The sequence below is a fragment of the Streptomyces sp. G-G2 genome (genome assembly GCF_030063135.1).
Taxonomy (GTDB): Bacteria; Actinomycetota; Actinomycetes; order Streptomycetales; family Streptomycetaceae; genus Streptomyces.
The window spans coordinates 53,958-79,727 of record NZ_JASISO010000033.1 but is presented as its reverse complement, the minus strand read 5'-3'; the positions used below and the strand labels follow the sequence as shown (position 1 = coordinate 79,727).

22 protein-coding genes and 3 tRNA genes are annotated in these 25,770 nt (G+C 71.6%); 7 read left to right on the top strand and 18 right to left on the bottom strand.

The window, feature by feature from the left end; all coding sequences use genetic code 11:
- Positions 1-74: 74 nt before the first annotated feature.
- Positions 75-147, bottom strand: a tRNA-Arg gene (locus QMF80_RS24850).
- Positions 148-375: 228 nt separating this feature from the next.
- A tRNA-Ser gene (locus tag QMF80_RS24845) sits at positions 376-466 on the bottom strand.
- 178 nt (positions 467-644) lie between these two features.
- On the opposite strand from QMF80_RS24845, the gene QMF80_RS24840 reads away from it, so the two are divergent.
- From QMF80_RS24840 to QMF80_RS24830, 3 genes are all read left to right on the top strand, one after another.
- Positions 645-1,070, top strand: a complete 426-nt coding sequence (locus QMF80_RS24840) for an SSI family serine proteinase inhibitor (protein ID WP_283456836.1) — start codon at positions 645-647, stop codon at positions 1,068-1,070.
- A 130-nt stretch (positions 1,071-1,200) separates the two neighbouring features.
- Entirely contained in the window at positions 1,201-4,494 is a 3,294-nt protein-coding gene (locus QMF80_RS24835) for a PAS domain-containing protein (RefSeq protein WP_283456834.1), read from the top strand.
- Positions 4,495-4,507: 13 nt separating this feature from the next.
- On the top strand, positions 4,508-5,083 hold the full coding sequence (locus QMF80_RS24830; protein ID WP_283456832.1) for an antibiotic biosynthesis monooxygenase: 576 nt from the start codon (positions 4,508-4,510) through the stop codon (positions 5,081-5,083).
- 22 nt (positions 5,084-5,105) lie between these two features.
- Here the strand turns inward: QMF80_RS24830 and QMF80_RS24825 are convergent, their stop codons facing one another.
- The 14 genes from QMF80_RS24825 to QMF80_RS24760 all read right to left on the bottom strand — a co-directional run bounded on the left by QMF80_RS24825 (position 5,106) and on the right by QMF80_RS24760 (position 19,169).
- Positions 5,106-6,755, bottom strand: coding sequence for a long-chain fatty acid--CoA ligase (locus QMF80_RS24825; protein WP_283456826.1), 1,650 nt, complete (start codon positions 6,753-6,755; stop codon positions 5,106-5,108).
- 193 nt (positions 6,756-6,948) lie between these two features.
- A complete protein-coding gene (locus QMF80_RS24820) occupies positions 6,949-7,494 on the bottom strand; it encodes a SigE family RNA polymerase sigma factor (protein WP_283456825.1) in 546 nt (181 codons plus the stop codon).
- A gap of 158 nt (positions 7,495-7,652) precedes the next feature.
- Positions 7,653-8,819: a lipid-transfer protein gene (locus tag QMF80_RS24815; protein WP_283456824.1), complete on the bottom strand. Its 1,167-nt coding sequence runs from the start codon at positions 8,817-8,819 to the stop codon at positions 7,653-7,655.
- Positions 8,816-9,277, bottom strand: a complete 462-nt coding sequence (locus QMF80_RS24810; RefSeq protein ID WP_283456874.1) for a MaoC family dehydratase — start codon at positions 9,275-9,277, stop codon at positions 8,816-8,818. Before QMF80_RS24810 ends, QMF80_RS24815 begins: the two co-directional genes overlap by 4 nt.
- A gap of 18 nt (positions 9,278-9,295) precedes the next feature.
- The gene (locus tag QMF80_RS24805; RefSeq protein WP_283456823.1) at positions 9,296-10,330 is read right to left on the bottom strand and encodes an acyl-CoA dehydrogenase family protein; all 1,035 of its coding nucleotides are present in this window, start codon (positions 10,328-10,330) and stop codon (positions 9,296-9,298) included.
- Entirely contained in the window at positions 10,330-11,319 is a 990-nt protein-coding gene (locus tag QMF80_RS24800) for a bifunctional MaoC family dehydratase N-terminal/OB-fold nucleic acid binding domain-containing protein (protein ID WP_283456822.1), read from the bottom strand. The genes QMF80_RS24805 and QMF80_RS24800 overlap by 1 nt, the downstream gene beginning before the upstream one ends.
- On the bottom strand, positions 11,316-12,491 hold the full coding sequence (locus QMF80_RS24795; protein ID WP_283456821.1) for an acyl-CoA dehydrogenase family protein: 1,176 nt from the start codon (positions 12,489-12,491) through the stop codon (positions 11,316-11,318). The genes QMF80_RS24800 and QMF80_RS24795 overlap by 4 nt, the downstream gene beginning before the upstream one ends.
- A 150-nt stretch (positions 12,492-12,641) precedes the next feature.
- A complete protein-coding gene (locus tag QMF80_RS24790) occupies positions 12,642-12,953 on the bottom strand; it encodes a hypothetical protein (protein ID WP_283456820.1) in 312 nt (103 codons plus the stop codon).
- 829 nt (positions 12,954-13,782) lie between these two features.
- On the bottom strand, positions 13,783-14,133 hold the full coding sequence (locus QMF80_RS24785; RefSeq protein ID WP_283456819.1) for a DUF6344 domain-containing protein: 351 nt from the start codon (positions 14,131-14,133) through the stop codon (positions 13,783-13,785).
- A 411-nt stretch (positions 14,134-14,544) separates the two neighbouring features.
- Positions 14,545-14,631 (bottom strand) — tRNA-Ser (locus QMF80_RS24780).
- Between the two features lie 61 nt (positions 14,632-14,692).
- Positions 14,693-15,745, bottom strand: a complete 1,053-nt coding sequence (locus QMF80_RS24775) for a YeiH family protein (RefSeq protein WP_283456818.1) — start codon at positions 15,743-15,745, stop codon at positions 14,693-14,695.
- The gene (locus QMF80_RS24770) at positions 15,745-16,299 is read right to left on the bottom strand and encodes a cysteine dioxygenase family protein (RefSeq protein WP_283456817.1); all 555 of its coding nucleotides are present in this window, start codon (positions 16,297-16,299) and stop codon (positions 15,745-15,747) included. Before QMF80_RS24770 ends, QMF80_RS24775 begins: the two co-directional genes overlap by 1 nt.
- Positions 16,300-16,399: 100 nt before the next feature.
- Entirely contained in the window at positions 16,400-17,305 is a 906-nt protein-coding gene (locus QMF80_RS24765) for a LysR family transcriptional regulator (RefSeq protein WP_283456816.1), read from the bottom strand.
- A 163-nt stretch (positions 17,306-17,468) separates the two neighbouring features.
- Entirely contained in the window at positions 17,469-19,169 is a 1,701-nt protein-coding gene (locus QMF80_RS24760) for a S1C family serine protease (RefSeq protein ID WP_283456815.1), read from the bottom strand.
- Positions 19,170-19,409: 240 nt separating this feature from the next.
- Here QMF80_RS24760 and QMF80_RS24755 point away from each other — a divergent pair, with 240 nt between their 5' ends.
- From QMF80_RS24755 to QMF80_RS24745, 3 genes are all read left to right on the top strand, one after another.
- Entirely contained in the window at positions 19,410-20,246 is an 837-nt protein-coding gene (locus tag QMF80_RS24755) for a glycerophosphodiester phosphodiesterase (RefSeq protein ID WP_283456814.1), read from the top strand.
- Between the two features lie 85 nt (positions 20,247-20,331).
- Entirely contained in the window at positions 20,332-20,934 is a 603-nt protein-coding gene (locus QMF80_RS24750; RefSeq protein ID WP_283456813.1) for an ATP-binding protein, read from the top strand.
- A gap of 188 nt (positions 20,935-21,122) precedes the next feature.
- Complete coding sequence (locus tag QMF80_RS24745; RefSeq protein ID WP_283456812.1) at positions 21,123-22,097, top strand: DUF5926 family protein; 975 nt, start codon at positions 21,123-21,125, stop codon at positions 22,095-22,097.
- Positions 22,098-22,328: 231 nt separating this feature from the next.
- Here QMF80_RS24745 and QMF80_RS24740 read toward each other — a convergent pair whose 3' ends face one another.
- Complete coding sequence (locus tag QMF80_RS24740; RefSeq protein WP_283456811.1) at positions 22,329-22,877, bottom strand: hypothetical protein; 549 nt, start codon at positions 22,875-22,877, stop codon at positions 22,329-22,331.
- 120 nt (positions 22,878-22,997) lie between these two features.
- The gene (locus QMF80_RS24735; protein ID WP_283456810.1) at positions 22,998-23,759 is read right to left on the bottom strand and encodes a bifunctional DNA primase/polymerase; all 762 of its coding nucleotides are present in this window, start codon (positions 23,757-23,759) and stop codon (positions 22,998-23,000) included.
- Between the two features lie 405 nt (positions 23,760-24,164).
- On the opposite strand from QMF80_RS24735, the gene QMF80_RS24730 reads away from it, so the two are divergent.
- Positions 24,165-25,697, top strand: coding sequence for a PP2C family protein-serine/threonine phosphatase (locus QMF80_RS24730; protein WP_283456809.1), 1,533 nt, complete (start codon positions 24,165-24,167; stop codon positions 25,695-25,697).
- Positions 25,698-25,770: the final 73 nt, after the last annotated feature.

The window sequence follows — 25,770 nt, the reverse complement described above, 5'->3', positions numbered from 1 at the left end:
AGAGCCCCCCTCGTTCCGGTGACAGGTTCAACGCAAGAGGCCCCCAGGATTTCTCCTGGGGGCCTCTTGGGCTGTGCACTCGGCAGGATTCGAACCTGCAACCTTCTGATCCGTAGTCAGATGCTCTATCCGTTAAGCTACGAGTGCTTGTGCTTCCCGGGGTTTTGCGCCCCGTTGGCCTTGCGAGAACAACAATACATGGACCCCGGCGGGACGCGAAATCCATTAGGCAAACCCCGCCTGACCTGTGGAAACACCCCGGAACGGGGGATTCCCCAAGGGTCGGCGCGATGCTCCGGCGGGGGCTCGAAGGCGGTTCCGTGCCCGGAACGCACCGAAGCCCCGGTCCGTGAGGACCGGGGCTTCGGTGAGGTGCGGAGGCGGAGGGATTTGAACCCTCGATGGGGGGTAAGCCCCAAACCGCATTAGCAGTGCGGCGCCATAGACCGGACTAGGCGACGCCTCCAGCACACCTTCGCGTACGAAGGTGCGTGCAGATGATGACACAGGCGCAGGGCCGCTCACCAATCCGCTCTCACGGTACTAGGCAGCACGCCCCGAGGGCAAAGCCTTAAGGGCACGGAACGTCGGGGCCGAAACGTCGTTGGGTACGCGTACGACGTACGGACGACCTGGAGTGCCCCATGCTGCGTCTCGCCGCCTTCGCCGTCACCACGTCCGCCCTGGCCGCCGCGGCCGCCGGACCGCTGCCGCCGCTGCCCCTGGGGCTGCTCGCCGCACCGGACCGGCTCACCATCACCGTCTCCTCCACCGGCAATCCGCGCGCCGACGGGGAGTACCGGCTGGAGTGCGACCCCCCGGGCGGTACGCACCCGGAGGCCGCGCAGGCCTGCGAGCGGCTCGCCGAGTTCGCCAAGAAGAAGAGGGACCCCTTCGCGGCGGTCTCCAAGCGGCAGCTGTGCACGCTCCAGGACGGCGGTCCCGCCACCGCCCGGGTCACCGGAACCTGGCAGGGACGCGAGGTGAACGCACGCTTCGACCGCCGCAACGGGTGCGAGATCGCCCGGTGGAACGACCTGGAACCTCTGCTTCCGAGTGCGCGTTCCTGACCAGGGCAGATGCGGCCAGGATGCGGGATATGCCCGATTCCGCAGCCCCATCCGCCGTCCCGCCGAGGGGAGGTGGCCTTAGACTCCTCCCGTGACATGCCGGTAGTCCTGGTCAGGGAGGAAGCTCGTCGTGAGCAGCAGGCCATCCCGAGGCGCTGCTCGCCTCGCAGCAATACTCGATGCTCTTCCTGACGCACTGTTGCTCGTGAACGCCAACGGCACAGTCGTCAACGCCAATTCGATCGCGCTCGAGGTGCTGGAGAGTCCCGGAACGGGACTCGTGGGGCGTGGAGTGCTCGACCTCCTGCCCGGGTTCGACTCGAAACTGATCCCGGGTTCCATGCGCCGTCCCGACGAGGACAAGGACCAGCGCGCCACGCCGATGCGGATGGTCGCGCGCCGGACCGACGGCACCGAGTTTCCCGTCGAGGTCACCAGCGCCAATCTCGACGGCCGGGACGCCTACCGTGATCCGTACCCCGGTTACACGGGTGACGAGCTGCTGATGCTCGTCGTACGGGACCTCACGGGGACCCTCGACACCGAGGCCGAGCTGGCGCGCTCGCAGCGCCAGACCGAGATGATCCTGCGGGCCGCGGCCGAGGGCGTCGTCGGAACGGACACCGACGGACGGGTGGTGCTGGTCAACCCCGCCGCCGCCCAGATCCTCGGCTACCGCGCGACCGACCTCGGCAACCGCGAACTGCACGGGCTGATCCAGCACTCGCGCGCCGACGGTTCGCCGTTCCCCTTCGACGAGTCGCCGCTCGCCGACACCCTGCGCAGCGGCCGCAAGCACCGGGTCCGCGGGCAGGTCCTGTGGAACAAGGCGGGCAAGCCCGTCTCCGTGGACCTCACCACCTCACCGGTCCGGGACGGGGAGCTGCTGGTGGGCGCCGTCATGACCTTCACCGACCGCAGGCCCTACGACGCCCTGGCGGCGCGCCACGCGCAGCTGCTGGCAGTGCTCGGGGACTCCCTGCGCGGACCGCTGGAGGAGCTGCGGGGCGAGCTGGCGACGCTGGCCGCGGATGACGCCGGGCAGCTGTGGCCCGAGGCGAACCAGCTGCTGCACCATCTGGCGGCGGGCTACGCCCGGATGACCACGCTGGTCGACAACGTGCTCAGCTTCCAGCGGCTGGACGCGGGCAGCGAGAAGCTCACGAAGAAGAAGGTGCTGATCGACGGGGTCGTGGCGGCCGGAGTCGACGGCGCGGTCGAACTGATCGGGCCGGGGCGCGCGCAGTTCGCCGTGCACGCCCCGACGATCGAGGCCGAGGTGGACGCGGCCCGGATCTCGACGGCGCTGGCCCACCTGATCGCGGACGTGGCCGGGGTGGACGCCACCGGCAAGACCCCCCAGGGCAGCGGGTACACGGACTCGACGATCGTGGTCGCGGCCGCGCAGCGCGGAGATGTCGTACGGATCGAGGTGCGCGGCCCGTACAGCGGGGGCAATCCGGTGCACGAGCCGATCGTGCGGGGCATCGTGGCCGCGCACGGTGGTGTGCTGCAGACCGTCGAGGTGCCCGGGGCACCCGGCGGAGCCTTCGTACTGGAACTCCCGCTGGGGTCGGGGGCGGGCACGGTCACCCTGCCCGAACCGGCCCCCGACGCCGGTCCGAAGGGATCCGGCGGCGACGAGGGCAAGGACGAGAACGGGCCCGGGGCCGGGAGCGCCGACGAACGCTCCGGCGGCCGTCGGGCCCGACGCGGTGTGGACGCCTTCCTCGACGACGAGGCCGGGTCCGGCCCGGCCGCGGGCTCCGGGTCCGGTGGCGGCGCGCTCGCCCTGCCGTCCGGGCGGCGCCGCGGGGGCGATGCCGCCGAGGCGGCCGACGCCCCGGCGGGCGGCGGGCTGGCGCAGTCCCCGGTGAACCCTGCCGGCCTCGGTACGGGGCGCAGGCGCGGCCGTGCCGGTGACGACGGCGATGGTGGTGGCGGCGGTGTTGCCGCCCTCGGCGGCGTGAACGGCGGCGGTCCCGAGGCCGTTCCGGCCCGGCGGCCGGTGCCTCCGCAGGGCATGCCCGCGCTGCCGCCCGTTCCGGTGCGGGGACCGTCCGGCGAGGCCCCCGCGGGCCGGCGCCGCGCACTGGGCCCCGCGCAGGGGAGCGACACCGCGGACCGGCCGCAACAGCCCGTGCCGGCCACCGGTCTGGCACCCGTGTCCGCCGCGCCCGGTACCGGAACCAGCAGCGCCGGGGTCCGGCGCGCGCTGGGCGGCCCCCCGGCCGCCACCGCGGCACCCGCGCGGCCCGCGGCCGACCCGATGGCCGAGGAAGAGCCCGACGGGTCCCCCGAGTCGCCCACCGGGCGGCGCCGGGCCCTGCCCGCCACCCCCGCCTGGCCGGTCCCCGCCGCACGGACCGCTCCCGAGAGCGAAGGGGCGGCCGCCCCGGTCGCGCTCCCCGGCGCCCGACGGCCCCAGGAACTGCCCGGAGCGGCCCAGGCAGCGGCCCCCGCACCGGCCGCCCAGCCGATCAGCGTGCACCCCCTGGGCAGCACCCTCGGCCAGGGCATCGCCGTGGACTCCGGTTCCGGCCGCAGGCGCCGGCTGTCCGAGCCCGCGCCCCAAGGGCGCGCCTTCGCCATAGGGGCTCCCGAGGCGGGCGCCGCGGAGGGGCCCGAGCCGCTGGACGGGCCCGGAGGCGCCGTCGAGGTGGTCAACCGGCCCGCGCCGCGCCCGATGGACGACGAGTTGCCGCCCGAGCCGCTGGACAACCCGCGGCGACTGCTGGTGTGGCCCGCCCCGGACGTACAGACCGAGCAGGCCCTCAGCGAGCGCGGCTACCGCCCGGTGATCGTGCACTCGCGGGAGGAGGTGGACGCGCAGATCGCCGCGTTCCCCGCCGCGCTGTTCGTGGACCCGCTGACCGGGCCGATCACCCGGACGGCCCTGCAGTCACTGCGCCAAGCGGCCGTGGCCGCCGAGGTGCCCGTCCTGGTGACGGCCGGGCTGGGGCACGCGACGCGTGAGGCGGCGTACGGCGCGGATCCGGCCGTACTCCTCAAGGCGCTCGCCCCCCGCGACAGTGAGCAGCACCCCTCCCGCGTCCTGCTGATCGAGCAGCACGACGAGATCGCCACCGCCCTGACCGCCGCCCTGGAGCGGCGCGGCATGCAGGTGGCGCGGGCGAACGCCGATACGGACGCGGTGGAACTCGCCACCCGGATGCGGCCGAACCTGGTGGTCATGGACCTGATGCAGGTACGCCGTCGGCGGGCCGGGATCGTGGACTGGCTGCGTGCCAACGGGCAGTTGAACCGGACCCCGCTGGTCGTCTACACGACCGCCGGGATCGACCCGTCCGACCTGCCGCGGCTCGGCTCCGGCGAGAGCGTGCTGTTCCTCGCGGAGCGGTCCACCACCCCCGAGGTGCAGGGCCGCATCGTGGACCTCCTGGCGAAGATCGGGACCAATTAGCGACTCTGGTCCGATGGCCATCACTGACACGACCGAGCGCACCGTCCCCGCCGACAACGGGGAGGTGAGCCTGCTGATCGCCCGGCAGGTGGAGCCGGGGCACGAGGAGGCCTTCGAGGTCTGGGCGCGCGGGATCCTGGAGACCGCGGCGACGTTCCCGGACCACCTCGGGTACGGCCTGTTCCGTCCGGCGACCGAGGGCGGCCCGTGGTTCCTGGTGCACCGCTTCCGCGATCACGCGGCCTTCCAGCGGTGGCAGGACTCGGCGGAGCGGGCGGAGTGGTTCGCGAACTGTCACGGCCACCACCACAGCGAGATAGCCCGGCGCGAGCTGCACGGCATGGAGACGTGGTTCGCCAAGCCCGGTACGACCCGGCCCGCGCCGCCGCGCTGGAAGATGGCGGTCAGCTCGGGGCTGGCCATCTTCCCGATCTCGCTGCTCGGCAACGCGGTGCTCGGGCCGTACCTGGTGAACGTGCATTTCGTGCTGCGGACGGCTGCCTTCGCCGTCGTCTTCAGCACCCTGATGACGTACGTGGCCATGCCCGCGGTCAGCAAGCTGCTGCGGCCATGGCTGACCCGGGGCTGAGCCAGGGCCCCCGGCGCGACGGTCAGGACAGCTTGGTAATGTCCAGCGCGCCGTCCGCGTACTGCTTGCGGATCACCTTCTTGTCGAACTTGCCGACGCTCGTCTTCGGTACCGACTCGATGACCGTCCAGCGCTCCGGCAGCTGCCACTTGGCGACGGACCGGGCGAGGAAGGCGCGCAGCCCCTCGTAGTCCACGGTCGCGCCCTCCTTGAGCACCACCGTGGCCAGCGGGCGCTCACCCCACTTCTCGTCGGGGACGGCCACGACCGCCGCCTCGGCGACCTCGGGGTGGGCCATCAACGCGTTTTCCAGCTCAACGCTGGAAATCCATTCTCCGCCGGACTTGATGACGTCCTTGGCCCGGTCCGTGAGCGTCAGGTAGCCGTCCGCGCTGATCACGCCGACATCGCCGGTCTTGAGCCAGCCGTCGGCACTGAACTTGTCCTCGGGGCGCAGCGGTTCCCCGGTGGCGCCGCCGAAGTAGGCGCCCGCGATCCAGGTACCGCGCACCTCCAGCTCACCCGCGGACTCGCCGTCCCAGGGCAGGACGTCGCCGCCGGGGCCGATGAGGCGCGGTTCCACGCCCGCGGGGAAACGGCCCTGGGTGAGGCGGTAGGGCCATTCCTCCTCGGCGCTCAGCCCGGCCGGGGGGTGGGCCATGGTGCCGAGCGGAGAAGTCTCGGTCATGCCCCAGGCGTGGCAGACGCGGACACCGAGCTTGTCGTAGGCCTCCATGAGGGAGGGCGGGCAGGCCGAGCCGCCGATGGTGACCTGCTTCATCGAGGTCAGGTCGCGGGGGTGGGCGGTGACCTCGGCGAGCAGCCCCTGCCAGATGGTGGGCACGGCCGCCGCGTGCGTGGGGCGCTCGCGCTCGATCATCTCGGCGAGCGGGGCGGGCTGGAGGAAGCGGTCGGGCATCAGCATGTTGATGCCGGTCATGAAGGTGGCGTGCGGCAGGCCCCAGGCGTTGACGTGGAACTGCGGGACCACGACGAGGGTGGTGTCGCGGTCGGTCAGGCCCATCGACTCGGTCATGTTGACCTGCATGGAGTGCAGGTAGATGGAGCGGTGGGAGTAAATGACGCCCTTGGGGTCCCCGGTGGTGCCGGAGGTGTAACACATCGCCGCGGCCTGGCGTTCGTCCAGCTCGGGCCAGTCGTAGGTCTCCGGGCGCCCTGCCAGAAGGTTCTCGTACTCGTGGACGCGGACGTCCAGTCCGTCGAGCACGGAGCGGTCGCCGATGCCCACGACCACGACGTGGTCGATGGTGGGCAGGTGCGGCAGGAGCGGCGCCAGGAGGGGCAGCAGGCTGCCGTTGACGAGGACGACCCGGTCGACGGCGTGGTTGACGATGAAGACCAGCTGCTCGGGGGGCAGCCGCAGGTTGAGCGTGTGCAGGATCGCACCCATGGAGGGAATCGCGAAGTATGCCTCGACATGCTCCGAGTTGTTCCACATGAGAGTCGCTACACGGTCGGTCTGCTGGACGCCCAGTTCGTCGCGCAGGGCGTTCGCCAGGCGGGTGGCCCGGGCACCGATCTCGGCGAAACTGCGGCGATGCGGCTCGGCCTCCCCGGTCCAGGTCGTGACCTGGGACTTTCCGTGGATCGTCATACCGTGTCGAAGTATGCGGCTGACGAGCAGTGGTACGTCCTGCATGGTACTCAGCAAAGCGTCCTCCCGGTGGGCGCTGCGGCGCTGCGGCGGTTTCGGATGCTGCCGATTCTGCTCACGTACCGCTCGGCATGTCACTACCTCGGGGTTCCGACTCGCAGGCGACTGACCCTCTTTCACGTGAAACATGGGTGTTTCACGTGAAACACCCGGGCGTGTTTCACGTGAAACACAGCAGAGGGGCCGAGGGTCAGCGGACCGGGTTCAGCTCCGGGTCCTCGCGCAGCTTGACCAGGGCACGGGAGACGGCGCTCTTGACCGTGCCGATCGAGACCCCGAGCAGCTCGGCGGTCTGGGCCTCGCTCAGGTCCTCGTAGTAGCGGAGCACCACCATGGCCCGCTGCCGGTCGGGCAGCCGGGTCACCGCACGCCACATGGCGTCGTGGAGTGCCTGCGCCTCGGCGGGGTCGGCGGCGGGAGCCTGGTCCGTCTCCGGCAGCTCGTCGCAGGCGAACTCGTCGATCTTGCGCTTGCGCCACTGGGAGGTGCGGGTGTTGACCAGGGTCCGCCGGACGTAACCGTCGAGGGCCCGGTGGTCCTCGATCCGGTCCCAGGCGACGTACGTCTTGGCGAGAGCCGTCTGGAGCAGGTCCTCGGCGTCGCAGGGGTTGGCGGTCAGTGAGCGTGCCGTGCGCAGCAGCGAGGTCCCTCGTGTCCGTACGTACGACGAGAACGACGGGTACGAAGAGGGGTACGGCGACTGGTTCGACGCGTACGTGCACACTGGCGTGGTCATGCCTCCACGCTAGGAGCGGTGATGGCGTCGGGGATCGGCCGCAGGTGCCGACACCGCGTCCCTCTCAGGTTGTAGGACGGGGGTTTCCCCCACCTCCTGAAGGTGGAGGGGGCGGAGGGACCGCGGGCCCGCCCGGGCGCTCGCCGGGCGGACTCCCCCTAGCGGTCGGCGCCCAGGATCAGACCGGAGGTCGGCACCCCGGTCCCCGCTGTGACCAGGGCATGGGCCGCGCCCGCGATCTGGTTGACCGAGCTGCCGCGCAGTTGGCGTACGGCCTCGGCGATGCCGTTCATACCGTGCAGGTAGGCCTCGCCGAGCTGGCCGCCGTGGGTGTTGAGGGGGAGCGCGTCGGCGGCGACGAAGTCGGCGGCCTCGCCCGGCTTGCAGAAGCCGAACTCCTCCAGCTGCATCAGCACGAAGGGGGTGAAGTGGTCGTAGAGGATGCCGACGTCGATGTCGGAGGGGCGCAGCCCGCTGGTCCGCCACAGCTGGCGGGCGACCACGTCCATCTCCGGCAGCCCGGTCAGGTCGTCGCGGTAGAAGCTGGTCATCGCCTCTTGGCGGCGCCCCGCCCCCTGAGCCGCCGCCGTGATCACGGCGGGTGCCCGGCGCAGGTCCCGGGCCCGCTCGACGCTGGTGACGACGATGGCCTGACCGCCGTCGGTCTCCTGGCAGCAGTCCAGGAGCCGCAGTGGTTCGACGATCCACCGCGATGCGGCGTGATCGGCGAGGGTGATGGGCTTGCCGTGGAACCAGGCGGCCGGATTGGTGGCGGCGTACCGGCGCCCGGTGACGGCCACGTGCCCGAAGGCCTCGGGGGTCAGACCGTAGGCGTACAGGTAACGCTGGGCGGCCATCGCCACCCAGGAGGCCGGGGTGAGCAGCCCCCAGGGCAGCGACCAGCCGAGGGCCGCCCCCTCCGCCGAGGCTTCGCGCTGCTGGACCCCGGAGCCGAAGCGCCGGCCGGAGCGCTCGTTGAAGGCGCGGTAACAGACGACGACCTCGGCGACGCCCGTGGCGACGGCCAGGGCGGCCTGCTGGACGGTGGCGCAGGCCGCGCCGCCGCCGTAGTGGATGCGGGAGAAGAAGGAGAGGTCCCCGATCCCGGCGGCCTGAGCGACGGTGATCTCGGGGCTGGTGTCCATCGTGAAGGTCACCATGCCGTCGACGTCGGCAGGGGTGAGCCCGGCGTCGGCGAGGGCGGCCTGCACGGCCTCGACGGCGAGACGCAGCTCGCTGCGGCCGGAGTCCTTGGAGAACTCCGTCGCGCCGATCCCAGCGATGGCGGCGCGGCCGCCGAGCGCATCACGGGTCCGGACGCTCATGCCCCGCCCTCCTGACCGGCCCGGAGCGCGGTGGGAGCCACGGCTCCCGGCTCGGGCCGGGCCGCGGGCGCCAGGGTGGCCGTGACAGTGCCGGTCACGTGATGGCCGATGCGGTTGGCACCGACGACCCTGATCTCGACGGTGTTCCCGGCCGCGGATCCGACGACGGACTCGACGGTGCCGGTCAGGGTCATCGTGTCGCCCGGGTAGTTGGGTGCGCCGAGGCGGATGGCGACCTTGCGCAGCACCGTCCGCGGCCCGAAGTGATCGGTGATGTACCGGCCGACCAGCCCGTTCGTGGTCAGGATGTTCATGAAGATGTCCGGGGAGCCCTTCTCGCGCGCCAGCGACGCGTCGTGGTGCACGTCCTGGTAGTCACGGGAGGCGATCGCGCCCGCGACGATCAGCGTGCGCGTGACCGGTATCTCCAGCGGCGGCAGGCTGTCGCCCGCCTTGATCCCGTCGGCTCTCATCCCTCAGACCTCCCGCGCCAGTACGGCGCCCAGTTCCGCCAGTAGTTCGCTGCCACAGCCGAGGTACGCGTCCAGCTGGCGCCCCCACAGGAAGTGCCGGTGGACGGGGTGGTCCAGATCGGCCCCCATCCCGCCGTGCAGGTGCTGGCCCGCGTGCACGACCCGCTTGCCCGCTTCCGATGCCCACCAGGCGGCGGTCAGCGCGTGCTCGGCCGCCGGGAGTCCCTGGTCGATCCGCCAGGCCGCCTCGTACGCCGTCACCCGGATCGCCTCGGTGTCCATGTACGCGTCGGCGGCGCGCAGCATGACCCCCTGGTTGGTGGAGAGAGGACGGCCGAACTGCTCGCGGGTGCCGCTGTAGTCGACGGCCCGGGACAGGGAGCCCGCGCAGACGCCCGCCTGGAGTCCGGCGAAGGCGGTACGGGCCCCGGCCAGCACCTCTGCGTAGGCCCGGCCGTCCGCGGACGCGAGGCGTTCCCCCTCGGCGCCGGTCAGGGTCAGGTGTCCGGCCGACCACGGGGCGGTGGTGTCCACCTCCGCCGTGGCGGCCCCGGGCGCGTCCGTCCGTACGAGCCACAGCGCCCGGTCCGCGTCCGGGACCAGGACGTGCGTGGCGTCGCGCAGCCACGGGACGACCGGGGCCGTACCGGTGAGACGGCCGCGCGCGTCCACCGTGAAGCGGCCGCGCGCCGGAAAGGCGCCGGTGGCCACGGCCTCACCCGAGCCGAACGCGGGCAGCAGCCTGGCCCGCTGCTCCTCGGTGCCGTGGGCGGCGACCGCGAGCAGCCCGTACACGCAGGTGGCGGCGAAGGGGACCTGTGCGGTGGTGCGGCCCTGTTCCTCCAGCAGCAGTACCAGGCCCAGCAGGCCGATGTCCTCGACGGCGGCGACCAGGCCGGAGCCCGTGAGCGCCTTCCATAGTTCGGCGTCGGTGCCGCCGCCCGCGGCGGTGAGACGCTCGTGGGTGGCCAGATCGCCGAAGATCTGCGCGGCGAGACCGGCGGCGGCCGCCTGGTCCTCGGTGGGGCGGAAGTCCATCAGTCTGCGCTCCCACGGAAGACGGGCAGTTCCAGTTCCTCGTCCACGCGCAGGAACTCCAGCTGGACGGGCATGCCGATGCGCACCTCGTCGTGGGGGACGCCGGTGACGTTGGTGACCATCCGGACGCCTTCGGCGAGTTCGACGACCGCCACCGCGTACGGAGGCGAGAAGGCCGGAAAGGGCGGATGGTGCACCACCACGTAGCTGAACACCGTCCCGGCGCCGGAGGCCTCGACGGTGTCCCACTCCAGGGAGGCGCAGTCGTTGCAGCCCGGGAGCCACGGGAAGCGGAGGGCCCCGCAGGAGGCGCAGCGCTGGATGAGGAGCCGGTGGTCCTGGACCCCGTCCCAGAAGCCCTGGTTGTCGCGGTTGATGACGGGGCGGGGGCGCCGGGCGGCCTTCGGCCTCGCAGGGGCTTGGGGTTGCTCCTCCCCGGTTTCCGGGGCGGCCAGGGCGCGTGCGGCGGGGGCGTACTTGAGGATGCGGAAGCGGTGGGTTCCGGCGAGTTCGCCGTCGGCGTGGACGTCCATGCGGGTGGTCACGAAGTGGCCGGTGCCCAGTTTGGTGGTCTTGCGGGGGGACACCGACTCGATCACGGCGTCGTAGGTGACCTTGTTTCCGGGGCGCAGCGGGCGCAGGTACTCCTGCTCGCAGTCGGTGGCGACCACCGAGGTGTATCCGGCGCCGTCGAGGAGGACGAACAGCTGGTCGTAGGCGGAGGAGCGGTCGGTGTGACCGGAGAGCCCGCCCATCGTCCAGGCCTGGAGCATGGTCGGAGGAGCGATCGCGTCCGGGCCGCTGTAGGCGGGGTTGGCGTCGCCCATGGCCTCGCACCAGTGGCGGATCATCGGCTCGTTGACGGGATCCTTGCCGAGGCCCGAGGTGGCCGCGGCCCGCCCTTCGAAGGCCTGGAGCAGGGCGTACAGCTCGTCGGGGCCGTGCGCCCCGGCCGGGCCCCGGCCCTCGCCCCGTGGTGTAGCGGTCACCGCTTCCTCCCCTTCATCCCGAGCCGCATCATGGCGACGATCTCGCGCTGGACCTCGCTGACCCCGCCGCCGAAGGTGTTGATCTGCGCGGCCCGGTTCATCCGCTCCAGCTCACCGCCCGCGAAGGCCGTGGGGCCCCGTACCAGCGCCTCCTCGCCCACCACCTCCTGGCACATCCGGTACACCTCGACGGTGGACTCGGTGCCGAGGAACTTCACCCCGCTCGCGTCGCCCGGGGCGAGGCTGCCCGCGCCCACGTCCTGAACGAGGCGCCAGTTCAGGAGGCGTACGGCGGCCAGCCGCGCGTGCACCTCGGCGAGCCGGGACCGCACCCAGGGGCGGTCTGCCGGGCGCTCGCCGGTAGCGGGGTCGGGGGTGCGGGCGTGGGCGAGGGCCGCATCGTAGAAGTCCTCGGCCTGCATGCCGATGGCGGCGAGGGCGACCCGCTCGTGGTTGAGCTGGTTGGTGATGAGGCCCCAGCCACCGTGCTCGGGTCCGACGAGGTTCCCGGCGGGGACGCGGATGCCGTCGTAGTACGTCGAGGTGGTCGTCAGGCCGCCGACGGTATGGATCGGTGTCCACGAGAAGCCCGGCGCGTCGGTGGGGACGAGGATGATCGAAATGCCTTTGTGCTTGGGCGCCTCGGGGTCGGTGCGGCAGGCGAGCCAGATCCAGTCGGCGTTCTGAGCGTTCGACGTGAAGATCTTCTGCCCGTCGACCAGCCAGTCACCGTCACCTTCCGGGTCCCCCGTACCGGGGCGGCGTACGGCCTTGGTGCGCAGGGAGGCGAGGTCGGTCCCGGCCTCGGGCTCCGAGTAGCCGATCGCGAAAACGATCTCTCCCTTGAGGATCCGGGGGAGGAAGAAGTCCTTCTGCTCCTGGGTTCCGTAGCGCATCAGCGTGGGGCCGACGGTGTTGAGCGTGACCATCGAGACCGGGGCGCCCGCCCGGTAGGCCTCGTCAAAGAAGACGAACTGCTCTTCAGGGCCGCGGCCTTGGCCGCCGTACTCGACGGGCCAGCCGAGCCCGAGGAGGCCGTCCGCGCCGATCCGGCGCAGCACCGCGCGCTGGTCGTCAGGATCTCTTGGCGCTCCGTCCGGCAGCAAGTCCGCGAAGTAGGAACGCAGTTCGGCGCGGAGTCTCAACTGCTCGTCGGTGGGGGCGAGGTGCACGGTGCGGGCCTCCCGGCATCACATCATCAAGTGAACCTGACTGTCCGTCAGATTCCGTGTCGATGTCAAGGCCGGGAACGCGCGAGGGCGCCTGCGCTACCGGACCCCAGCCGGTCCGGTCGCACAGGCGCCCTCATCACTGAGGAACATCTACCACCAAGGATGGAAGTTGACCGCGATGCTGCTGTTCGACTGATGGATCTGCGTGAAGGCAGAGCCGTTGGCCTGCGCGGAGTTGTTCTGGTTGGACGCACCGGCACCGGTGGCCACCTGCTGCGTAGTGGCGGAATTGCCGTTGTTGTTCCCGCCCACACCACTGCCGATGATGCTGGCCACGCTCGTATTGGATCCGCCGTTCGCGAGACCGCCATTGTCCGCCTGGGCCACTCCGCCGAAGAGCGCGAGGGCGAAGGGGAGCGCGGCGACGGTGGCGATGACGCGGGCGGTACGAATGCTTGCCATGTCTGAATCCTCCAGAGAACCCGAAATAGGGGTGTTGCCCAGGCAGTTGGCCGACCGCCTCGGTCGTTCGGTGGTGACGACGTCGCTGCACCAGAGTTGCCCACCGAATCCCCGGCGAACCACCCTGCATCAGGCAATTCCCCCGCAAGCATGAGCAACATCTGATAAACCTCATTCGCGCCCCCAATGCCCCAGCTCACCCCACGCACCCCAGGCGAAACCCTTGGCGCACAAGAGGCGAAGCGTTCCACCAATCCCACCGGTCCCGGGCATGCCAAAGAGGACCGCTCCATCCGGGAACCCCACCGTCTCCCGGGCCTGCGGTCCTGCACACACGCCTGCGCGCCCCTTGCGCGCCCCCGGCGCTCGCCGGGGCGGCCGAGCGGTACGCCCCCATGGGCGCTCTCGCCGACCTGACTTCTTCACGAACCTCTGCTTGAACGACGGCTTGTCCGCGCACCGCCACCCGGAACCGTGCCGGGCCTACTCACCAACCAGCGAACGAACCCACGAACCAACGAACCAATGAACCGATCAACAGCCGAACCGACTGCCCTACGGGCGTACCTGCATACCGACGTACCGATGACGAACCGACGTACTGATGTACTGACGTACTGACGATCTACTGACCCTCTGACCTGCCGAGTCTCTGACGCTCTGACCTGATGACCCTCTGAGCCTCTGAGCCTCTGCCCTGATGCCCCTCTGACCCTCTGACCCTCTGACCTGCTGACTCTCTGAGCTGCTGACTCTCTGAGCTGCTGAGCTGCTGAGCCGCGAACCTGCTGCTCCTCGGACCTGCCGAATGCCAGATGCCTGGGGAACCTCAGGCCGCGAGATCCAGCTCGTCCAAGGAGTGGCCCGACTGGGCGTGGGCGGCGGCGGTCGTGGAGCGGCGGCGTACGGACGGGGTCGAGCCGTGGGCCTCGGCGCGGATCCGCTGGGCGATCGTGGGCGGCAGCGCACCGCCGCGCATCATCGCCCTCCAGCTCCGCCGGGCCTGCACGGCCATCCTCCTCGCCACGGAACCGGCCGGCACGGCGGGAGCAGCGGGGGCGGCCGTGGAAGCGGCGGCCGCGACGGTGGCGCCGCCGCCGAAACCGAGAGCTGCGAACAGTGCCACCAGGGTGGCGAGGACAGTGGTCCAGATCGACGTGAAGGTGTTGCTGCTAGCCATGACGACCCCTTATTCCGGGATGTTCCGACGGGCGGATCTGCATACATTCGTCATGATGTGACCGCAACCGCGCCGAGCCCCACGCCCGCGCCGTTCTTCCGACAAACACCACTCGGTCGGCCCATCCCCGCTTGCGGAGCAGCCGGGACAGCCCCATCGTCAACGCCGCGGGCAAGCAGGCCACCCCTGTGCACGGCGACACCTCGGTACCCGCGAGGGCGATGACGCCGAGATCCTGCGCGTCGATTTCAACCGGAGCCCGCACGGCCTCACGAAGCGCGTCCCCTACCGCTGCGGCGACCCCACAGCCTCGCTCGCCGAGGTCGGGACGGATAGCTGCCCCCCACATACGCCGAAGAGGGTGCCACCGCGTCGGTGGCACCCTCTTCCGCAGGGCCTGAGCCCCACCGGCGGTGGGTGTGGGATTTGAACCCACGGTGACATCGCTGCCACGACGGTTTTCAAGACCGTTCCCTTAGGCCGCTCGGGCAACCCACCTGGCGGGTACAGAGTACCGGGCAGGTGGGGCGGGCGGGGGCCTTGGGCGGGGCGGGGTGCGCTACATGGTCAGCAGGACTCCCGCGTACGAGACTCCCGCCACCACCACCCAGGAGCTGAGCCCGAGCACGGCGGCCCGGCCGCCCGTCCGGGCCAGGGTCGGCAGGTGCACCGCGCTCCCCAGACCGAACAACGCCGCCGCCAGCAGGGCCTCCTGGGCGGCGTGCGCCCACTCCAGCGCCGCGTCCGGGATCACCCCGGTGGCCCGGAGCGCGGCCGCGGCCAGGAAGCCGGCTACGAACAGCGGGACCGGGGTCGGCCGCCGCCCCGAGGCCGTCCGCACCCCGCGCCGCCGGGCCCGTACCGAGAACGCCACCGCGGCTACCAACGGGGCCAGCAGCGCCACCCGCATCAGCTTGACGAGCACGGCATCCCCGAGCGCGTCGGGACCGGCGGTCTGCGCGGTGGCCACCACCTGGCCGACATCGTGCACGCTGGCCCCCACCCAGCGCCCGAATTCCGGGTCGGTGAGCCCCAACGGGCCCTGGAGCAGCGGGAGTACCGCGATCGCGAGGGTCCCGCACAGGGTCACCAGCGCCACGGAGGCCGCCACGTCCTCCTCGTCGCTGCCGGAGACCTCGCTGACCGCACCTATCGCCGAGGCACCGCAGATCGAGTACCCGGTGGCGATCAGCAGCGGCTGGTCACCACGCAGCCCGAGCCGTCGGCCCAGCCACAGCGTCCCCAAGAAGGTCGCGGCCACCACGGCGACCACCATGGCCACCGTGGCCCAGCCCAGGCCCATTACTTGGTCGAGGCCCAGTCCCAGGCCCAGTAGCACGATGCCGATCCGCATCAGCCGCCGCCCGGCCAGCGACAGGCCGGGCCTCGCCGCGCCGCGGACGAAGGTGCGTATCCGGGGCAGGTGCGCGGCGGCGATACCCAGCACCACCGAGGCCGTCAGCCAGGGCACGGCGGGCACGACCCAGTGCACGGCCCATGCGATCGCCGCGCCGAGCACGGTGGTGGCCAGTCCGGGCCACGGGGCGGATGTTTCACGTGAAACAGGCCGGTCCCCACCCGTACGCGGAGTGGACCGGTGCAGCAGCGCCATCAGTCGGTGGGGAGCGTGTAGACCCGGCGGACGCTGCTGCCCAGGCGCTCCACGTCGGCGCCGTAGACGTGCAGGGATATCGCCTTCGTGCGACAGGAGTTGCGGACCTTGTGGATGTCTCCGGGGGGTGCGAACCCGCAGACGTCCCCGGGGCCGTTGACGATCTGCTCGGTGGCCACCAGACGGGCGCCCTCCTTACCCGTGGCCGGGGCGAGCCGGTACCGCAGCTCGCTCTCCGCACCCTCGTGCACCCCGGCCACGCACCACGAGACGTGATCGTGGATGGCCGTCTCCTGGCCGGGCAGCCACACCAGTGCCACCACCGAGAAGCTGCCGTCCGCTTCGGCGTGCAGGACGTGCTGCCGGTACCGGTCCGGGTGACCCTCGCACTGTTCGGCGGTCAGCAGGTCGGGCGTACCCAGCTGGGGCGCGACGCGCTCGCCGATCAGGTAGGCGGTGAGGTCGGGGGCAAGACCCCGGTCCACGACCGTACGGATCTCAGCGACGAGGGCGGCCATCCTCGCGGTGGTTCGGGCCGGTGTGGTGGTGGTCATACCGGCAGCGTCCGGCAGCCGATCCATCACGTCCAACGACAGTTTTGACCCGAAATCCCAAGCCTGTCTTATGGATGGGGGAGAAGGGCCGCCGGGTCGGTCAGCAGCCGACGCGGTTGGCCGCCACCCGCTTCAGTTCGTCAAGAACGGCGACGGTCGCCGGGATCCGCAGATGGTCGCGGTAGACGTAGGCGGCGATGTGGCGGCGGGCGACCGGCTCCAGGGCCCGCCCGCAGACCTTGCTCAGGGAGAGTGACGGCAGTACCAGCGCGGGCATCATCGCCACCCCCAGCCCCTGCGCGACCAGGCTCTGCACGACCAGGTTGTCGTCGGTGGAGAACCGGATGTCGGGGACGAAGCCCAGCTCGGCGCACTCGTGCAGCAGGTTCGCCCGGCAGCGCGGACAGCCCGCGATCCACCGCTCCTCGGCCAGGTCCACCAGGTGCACGGCCCGGCGCCGAGCCAGCGGGTGGCCGGTCGGCAGCAGCACCGTCAGCTGGTCCTCCAGCAGCCGCACCTCGGCCACCTCGTCCGGTATCTCCTCGTGCAGCCCGGGATAGGTGAAGGCGAGGGTGATGTCGCACTCCCCGCGCTCCAGCCTGCGCAACGAGTCCGGGGGCTCACCCTCCAGCAGCTCCACCTGGACCCCGGGATGGTCCTTGGCTAGCCCGCTCAGGGCCTCCGGGACGAGGGTGACGTTGACGCTGGGGAACCCGCACAGCCGCACCCGACCGGCCCGCAGCCGGGCGTACGCCTTCATCTGCGCCTCGGCGGCGGAAAGGCTGCCGAGGATCGACTCCGCGTGCCGGACCAGGGAGTTGCCCGCCTCGGTGAGCTGCATACGGCGGCCGACCCGGGTGAACAGGGGAGTGCCGACGGCCCGCTCCAGGGCCTTCATCTGCTGAGTGATCGCGGGCTGCGTATATCCCAGGACGCGGGCGGCCGCCGAGTACGACCCGGAGGCGACCACCTCGTGAAACGTCCGTATGTGCCGCGAATCGAACACCTGCGAAGCATAAGCGGACGTTGGGAGGGGCCGTAGCCGGAATCCCGTCTACGGCCCCTCCCCATCGCCCCGTGGCACCACCCGCCGAGCCCGTGGAACTACCCGCCGAGTGGAGCGACTCGTCGGTGGAACTACCCGTCGGTGGGACTAACCGTCGGTGGAACTACTTGTCGCCGACGCGCGAGCCGAGCGTGATGTCGACCGTGGTCGGCTTGCCGCCCCGCAGGTAGGTCAGCTTCACCGTGTCGCCGGGCTTGTACGTCCAGATCTCACTGATGAGGGTCGGACCGCTGTCGACGGGCTTGTCGCCGAACTGGGTGATCACATCGCCGGGCTTGAGGCCCGCCTTGCCCGCCGGACCGGCCGGGTCGACCAGCTCGTTGGCGGCGGCGCCCTGCTCGGAGATCTTCGCGCCGTCCGTCTTGGACTGGAGGTCCACGGAGACACCGATCACCGGGTAGGTCGGCTTGCCCGTCTTGATCAGCTGCTCGGCGACGTTCTTCGCCTGGTTGACCGGGATGGCGAAACCGAGGCCGATGGAACCGGCCTGGCCGCCGCCGAAGCCGCCGTTGCCCGCCGACTGGATGGCGGAGTTGATGCCGATGACCGCGCCGCGCCCGTCCAGCAGCGGACCGCCGGAGTTGCCCGGGTTGATCGAGGCGTCCGTCTGGAGGGCGCTCATGTACGAGTTCTTGTTGCTGGCCCCGTCACCGGAGGCGACCGGGCGGTTCTTGGCGCTGACGATGCCGGTCGTCACCGTGTTCGACAGACCGAAGGGGGCGCCGATCGCGATGGTCGTGTCGCCGACCGCGACCTTGTCCGAGTCGCCCAGTGCGAGCGGGTTGAGCCCCGCCGGCGGGTTCTTCAGCTTCAGTACCGCCACGTCGTAGCCCTGGGCCCGGCCCACGACCTCGGCGTCGTACTTCTTGCCGTTGGAGAAGGTGGCGGAGAGCTTGCCGCCGCTCGCCGCGGAAGCCACCACGTGGTTGTTGGTGAGGATGTGGCCCTGCTGGTCGTAGACGAAGCCGGTGCCCGTACCGCCCTCGCCGTCGCCGCCCTGTGCCTCGATGGTGACCACGCTCGGCAGTGCCTTGGCGGCCAGGCCCGCGACCGAGCCGGACTCGCGCTTGAGGTCCTTGGGCGTCTCACCGGAGCTGACCGTGGTCGAGCCGGAGCCGTCGAACCCGCCGTCGGCGAGCTTGTAGCCGATGCCGCCGCCGACGCCACCCGCGAGCAGGGCGGCCGCCAGCACGGCCACGATCAGGCCGCCCCGGCCCTTCGGCTTGGGCTGCGGGGCGTCGGCGGCCAGGGGCGCGCCCCAGACACCGCCGCCGTTGCCGCCCTCGTGTCCCTGGGCTCCGTACGCCGGAACCGCGGGCGGGGGCGGCGGCCAGGCCTCGGCGCCGGGTGCGCCGTGCGCGCCGTGGCCCGGGGGAGGTCCGGCCGGAGCGCCGTACGAGAGCGCGGGCGCGCCCTCGTCCGGAGCGCCGTACGGAGCAGCGCCGGGGGATTCGTACCCGGTCGTGGCAGGCGGCGCCCCGTACGGGGCCGCGGGAGTCGGGGGCACTTGCTGGGCGGCCTCGGCGCCGGGCGCCGAGGTCGTCGGCAGCTGCCGGGTCACGTGCTCGGCCGGCGCGGAAGCGGCGACGTACCCATGGTCGGCACCGCCCGGCGCCTTGCCCATCTCCACGGCGGGCGCGGCGCTCTCGCGCGCGCCGGCCTCGGGCGCGTCCGCCCGGCGCGCGTCGACCGGAGCAGCCGGTACGGCGACCGGCTCGGGGGTCGGCGCGGCCACCGGCACGGGAGGTGCGGACGGGGCCGCGGGGGGCTTCGGGGCCGCGGTGCCCTCGTTCTCGGTGCTCACAGCGCTCTCTCCTCGTCACACACGACGTGCTGGATGTCGGACGGGACATCCAGCGGGATATCGGTCCGGGTGAACGTTCGACCGGTCATACAAGTTCCTGGGCAAGCCTTTCCCATTCACCGTCAGAGCACTGTAAGCCGGACCTGTGCGTCCGCACCCCATCCTTTATCCCGGGCATTTCGGACGCGTCTTCAGGATCCGCCCCCACTGCGGGGGCCCGCGCGATGGCACCATGACCCGGTGACCCACGCAACGCCGCGCCCCATCCAGATCGTCGCCCACCGCGGCGCCTCGGAGGACGCCCCCGAGCACACCCTGGCCGCCTACCGCAAAGCCGTCGAGGACGGCGCCGACGCCCTCGAATGCGATGTCCGGCTCACCGCCGACGGCCATCTCGTGCTGGTGCACGACCGCCGGGTGAACCGCACCTCCAACGGCCGCGGCGCGGTATCGGCCCTCGAACTGGCCGACCTCGCCGCCCTCGACTTCGGGTCCTGGAAAGACCGCGACGAGTCCCCGGACTGGGACGCGGGCGCGGGAGCGGCGGGCGAGTACGGCAAGGAGCCCGATCCCGAGCGCACCGCCGTGCTCACCCTGGAGCGGCTGCTGGAGCTGGTCGCGGACGCCGGCCGACCGGTGGAACTCGCGATCGAGACGAAGCACCCGACCCGCTGGGCCGGGCAGGTGGAGGAGCGGCTCCTCTTCCTCCTCAAGCGCTTCGGGCTGGACTCGCCGTCCACCGAGGGCCCCCACCCGGTGCGGATCATGAGCTTCTCGGCCCGCTCCCTGCACCGGGTGCGCGCGGCCGCGCCGACGATCCCGACCGTCTATCTGATGCAGTTCGTCTCGCCCCGGATGCGGGACGGGCGGCTGCCCGCCGGTGTGCGGATCGCCGGACCGGGCATGCGGATCGTCCGTAGCCATCCGGGCTTCATCCGCAAACTCCAGGCGGCCGGGTACCCCGTCCACGTGTGGACGGTGAACGAGCCGGAAGACGTTCAGCTCTGCGCTGATCTGGGTGTAGAAGCGATCATCACGAACCGACCGCGCCAAGTTCTGTCACAACTTGGGCGCTGACGCCCCGGTTTGCCCATCCGACACCCCTTCACCTCCCGTTACAGGGTGTGCACCGGCGCATCCGTTCCGCATTCAGTCGTCATGAATGCGTCAGAGGGCCCCGCCGTGGCGGTTTCCGGTCCAGGCCAATGGGGCATTCAGACCATGGCGTGGGGCTAAGGAGGTTCCGGGGGTGGCGTTGGTGGTGGCACAGGAGTTGCCCACGTCGTCGTGCATGGCTGTACCGCATGGCCCTGCGGGCGTGGGCGCGGCGAGGCATCGCATGCGTGAGCAGTTGCGTATCAGCGGAGTGCCCGAATCTATCGTGGACGATGCCGTCCTGATCCTTTCCGAACTGCTCAGCAACGCCTGCCGACACGGCAGGCCCCTGGGCGCGCGGGAGATCGGCGACGGAGACATACGCGCCGCGTGGCGCGTCGACAAGGCGGGGCGACTGACGGTCGAGGTCACGGACGGAGGCGGGCCCACCCGTCCAGTTCCGGCCACGCCCTCCGTCACCGCGCGCGGCGGCCGGGGGCTGAACATCATCAGCGCCCTCGCCCAGGACTGGGGTGTCCGGGACGGAGCGGGCGGCGAGGTCACCGTGTGGGTGACGGTCGCGTGCGGGGCCCGGTACGACGATTTCGCTACGCGCGTCGCCGCGCCGGCGATCGACTTCAGCGCCCCCTTCGACGACCTGGATCCCTGACGGGATCCCGACCACGGTCCCGGACCGGATCCCCGACCCGACGACCGGCCATCGACGACACCCGCGGCCGTCCGGGAGCGCACGCCGACCGCGCTCCCGGCCGCACCCACCCGGTTCCGGCGGTACGAACGGCTAGGCTCGCCGTCACGTAACGACGTACGCACCGCCGCAACCGGGAGACACCCACGATGGCCAAGAAGCGCCCCGCAGCGAAGACTGCAAAGCCGCAGCTCAAGGACGGGGAGATCCCCGTGGTGGGCGCCCGCGAGCCCTGCCCCTGCGGATCCGGGCGCCGCTACAAGGCCTGCCACGGCGCCGCCGCCTCGCACGCCGTCACCGACCACGTGCAGCGCCCCTTCGAGGGTCTGCCCTCCGAGTGCGACTGGGTGGCGCTGCGCGAACTGGTGCCCGCGGCCACCATCCCGCTCACCCTCAAGGGCGGTCTGCCCGAGGGCGTACCGTCCGTCACGCTGGTGACCGTACTGCCCATGGCCTGGCCCGCGCTGCGCCGCGAGGACGGCTCCGTCCTCCTCGGCCTGCAGAACGAGTCCAGTAGCGGCAACCTCGCCCGCGACCTCGCCGACACCCTGGAGCGCGCGCTCGTCGCGGAGCCCGGCAATCCGGTGCCGGCCCGTCGTGTGCCCGCCGAGGGCACCCGGCTTCAGGATCTCCTGGACCCGGACGGCGTTTTCGAGCCTGTTGTGCACAGCGGCTTCGAATTCTGGATTCCGGATACGGAGAGCGCTCAGGCCGCCTCCCCGGAGATCGCCGCGTCGCTGGAGCGCGCCAACGCGGCGGCCATCCCGACGGTCAAACTCACCGGCGTCGACGCGGCCTACTGGTGCGAGACCCCGGAGAAGAACCACCTGCGCTGGGTCATGCCGCACCCCGAGGAGAAGCTCCTCGACGCCCTCGCGCGGCTGACCGCGGCGGGCGAGTCCTCGCTCGGCGAGGGCACCAAGCTCGTCGGTTCCTTCCGCGCGCACGGGCTGATGGTCCCGGTCTGGGACCTGCCCGTCGGCGTCTCGGCCGCCGATGTGGAAGAGCCCGCGGCCCGGCTCGCGGAGCGCCTCGACAAGGCTCTGGCCATGGACGCTCCGCTGACCACGGAGGAGCGCCGGGCGCGCGGCGGGCTCACCAACCGCCAGGTGACCCTCAACTGACGGGCGACCGGCCCCGGGCGGCCCCCGGCCCCCGGCCGCCCGCCGGGCCGGTCCGGACCCCCGCCACGGCGGGTGACCGGAGTCACAACTCCCGCTAATCGTCTGCAAATCGCTGTCTGAATATCAGAGATCGAATTTGCGAACAGGCGATCTCTTGTTACCGTTCTTGTAGCCCGGTCGCTGGTGCATCCCCCGTCGCCAGCGACCGGGCCCTTCCATTTCCGGCGGTGCTCAACCGCCGGTCGGTGCCGGTGAGTTGCTCCCGGACCGCAGGAGCAGGGGCCCTTCAGCATCCGGAACTGCAAACTCCGCTACTGCCGCGTACCGGTCCGGGGTTCCCATGGAGTGCTCACGGGGTGTTTCGCACAGTCCCGGCTCGTCCCCCGCCCCGATCGCGCAACGGATCTGCACGGTCCGGCCGGCCGGACCCATCACGGTCAGTACGGACTCCAGGGGCCGCCCGCTCGTGTTGCGGTAGTAGCTCCGCCCCCAACTCTGCCCGTCGCCCGTCAGGACGCACGTCTGCGCCTCGACGCCCTGGGGGGAGGAGAGTTCGGGGCCGCAGCGCGCGTCGGTGCGGGGCTGTTCGGGGGGACCCGGGGGCGCCGGTTTCGCCCCGGAGGGCCGGCCGGAGGACTCCGACAGGCCCAGCGAGGTAAGCAGTCCGCCGCCCTTGCCGTCGTCCCGAACGGCGAAATCCGGTCCGGCGATCGCGCCCGCGAGGGGGAGCGACAAGATGATCAGTACACCGGCACCGATACCGATCAGGCGGAGATTCATTCGCCGACGATAGCGACGCGGGAATGGGGCGCGGAGATCCCCGCGCCCAATTCCCTTGGAAACCCGCCCCGGTGACACCCGTTCGAGTGATCCGGGAGAACTGACGGGGCGGTACGGGCGTCAGTACGCGAGTCGGCTTCCGCCGCCCGGCGCTCCGCTGCTCGCCTCCACCAACGCGTCCACGACCGCCTCGATCTCCGGCAGCCAGGGCCGCCCGGCCGCCGCCGACGGCTCCCGCTCCCAGCGCACCTGACCGCCGCCGGACGCGGCGGAGGGCGGCAGCAGCAGATAGCCGCCCTCGCCGTGGAACCGTAGCGAGGAGGGCACGTGGTCCTTGGCGTAGAGGAGTTCACCGAGGCGTTCGAGCGAGTACGGCGCCACCAGCAGCGACCAGCGCGTGGGCGTCGCGACCACCGGGCCGAGGCGCATGCCCCGCTGGTCCAGCCGGACCAGCGCCCGCGCCGCCGCGGTGGCGGGCAGGCTCACCGCGCAAGGAGCGGCCCCGCCGGTGGCCAGGAGCAGCGGCGCGGCGGGCCGGTTGGCCCACCACCAGCTCACCATCCGGGGATCGGTGGTGGCCGCGAGGAGGCCCGGGTCGAAGGGGTGCGCACCGGGAACCACGCAGTCCGGGTCGGGGCACGCGCAGCGAGCGCTGTCCGCGCCCGCCCGGCCCACGCCGGGGAGCACGGGCCATTCCCAGGCGGTGGCACAGGTCAACGCGGCGTCGAGGGGCTGCGGGAGGGCGGGGGCGGCGCCGGGCTTGATGCCGGCACGCCGCTGAGCGAACCGGAGGGGGTGGAGGGACTGAAGGGCCTGGAGAGGCTGAAGGGACTGGAGGGAACTACGGAGCCGCTGGAGACGCCTTCCGAGGATCTCGCGCATGAGCGCTCGTTCCTTTCCGTTGAACGCCGAGGGCCACATCACACCATGTATGCGGTGTTTCACCACACGTACACGTTTCGCGTCACTGTCCGCTAGAAGCAGGTTCACACGGTTCGTGCAGTTTTCGTACGGGTCCATGGAACGTCCGGCAGAGGTGGTACGCACCCGCGACGGGCCGGGCCCGGCCGCCGCCGTTAAGGACGGCGAGCCGTACCGGGCGGTTCCCGGCGGGTCCGGGATGGCGCCAACTCACCCCGTGCACCACCGATTACGTACCCGGACCCACGGTGACGCCCGCCCAGTCGACCGCAAAAAGGGATCCCTTCCACCCTTTTCCGGCCAAGTTTTACCCTTGGCTGGACGGTGAGTTGTCGTCCCACGGACACCAGGATTCCCACCTGGGCAATGCTGGACATCGCTCCATGTGTGCGTGTAGATGTGGATCCATTGATGGCGGCGCAGAACGATCTGGGGGTTTGCGATGCTATTCGGCGAATCGCACCAGGTGGAAAGCCGGACGCCATGAGCGCCCCGCATCCGCCGAAAGTGGCTGGAATCGATTCAGTAGTTACGGCTTCCCTGCACACTGCGGCACCCGTGCCCCCGCGCACCGCTCCCGCACCGGCCCCGGTACCCGCCCCCAGCACCCTGATCCAGGACCGGCTGGCGGGCATGGTCTCCGACCTGACCACCCTCAACGAGCTGACCGAACGCCTCGCCCGATCCGTCGACGTCGACTCCTGCCTGGAGGAATTCCTGCGCGCGGGCGCCGCACTCGTCGGCGCCCGGCGCGGTCTGATCGTGCTGGAACCCGCCGACCGGCTCGGCCCGGTCACCACCCTCGGGCTGGGCCTGGGCCGCGCCGACCTGGGCCACATCGAGACCGTGCCGCGCGGCTCCACCTCGTACGGCCGCATCCTCGACGGACTGGCCGACGCCGTCGGCGGCTCCGAGATCCTGCCCCGGGCGGGCGAAGAGCCCGCCTCCGGCGGCTGCACGGCCCCGATCGACCCCCGCCACCGCGAGGTGGCCGCGCGCCTGGGCTACTGCGCCAGCTACACGCTCCCGTTGACGGCCCAGGCTCCCGGCAGACTCGGCGCCGTGGTCTGGCTCTACGACGACCAGGTCGAGCCCAGCGAGCGCCAGCGCGACCTGGTCGGCCTCTACGTACGGCACGCGGCCGAGCACCTGGCCCGCGTACTGGAGGCCCAGCGCGCCCGGACCCGGCTGGCCACCGTCGCCGAGGAGCTGCTGCCCAGCAGGCTGCCAAGGGTGCCCGGGGTCCAGCTGGCCGCCCGTCACCACACCGGACCGCTCGGCGGCGGCGACTGGTACGACGCCCTGCCGCTGCCGGAGGGCGCCCTCGGGCTGGCCGTCGGCTCGGTCACCGGCGCCGGTCCCGGCGCGATCGCCGCGATGGGACGGCTGCGGGCCTCGCTGCGCGCGTACGCGGTGATGGAGGGCGAGGACCCGGTCGCGGTCCTCTCCGACCTGGAGCTGCTGCTGCGGCTCACCGAACCCGCGCGGTCGGCGACAGCTCTGTTCGCCTACTGCGAGCCGGGCTCCCGAAAGATCATCCTGGCGGGCGCCGGACACACCCCGCCGCTGCTCATCGGCGAGCACCGCACGGAGTACATCGAGACCACGCTGTCCGCGCCGCTCGGCATGCTCGCCTGCTGGGAAGCGCCCAGTGTGGAGATCGAGCCAGCCGCCGGAGAAACGGTGCTGCTCTACACCGACGGACTGCTGCGCCGCACCGGGGACGCCATGGACCGCGCCTACGCACGGCTGCACGCGGCCGCCGCGGGCGTACCGCGCGCCGCCCGCGAGGACCCGGCCGCGATCGTCGATCACGTGCTGCGGATGGTGTTGCCGGAGGAGGACTTCACCGCGGAGTCCGCCGAGGACATCGTCGTACTGGCCGCCCGTTTCGACTGATTTGTCACAGCCCGTCGGGGCCACTTCCTCTCGCACATACGATGGACGGGGTCCGTACCCGGTCCTGTCGTAG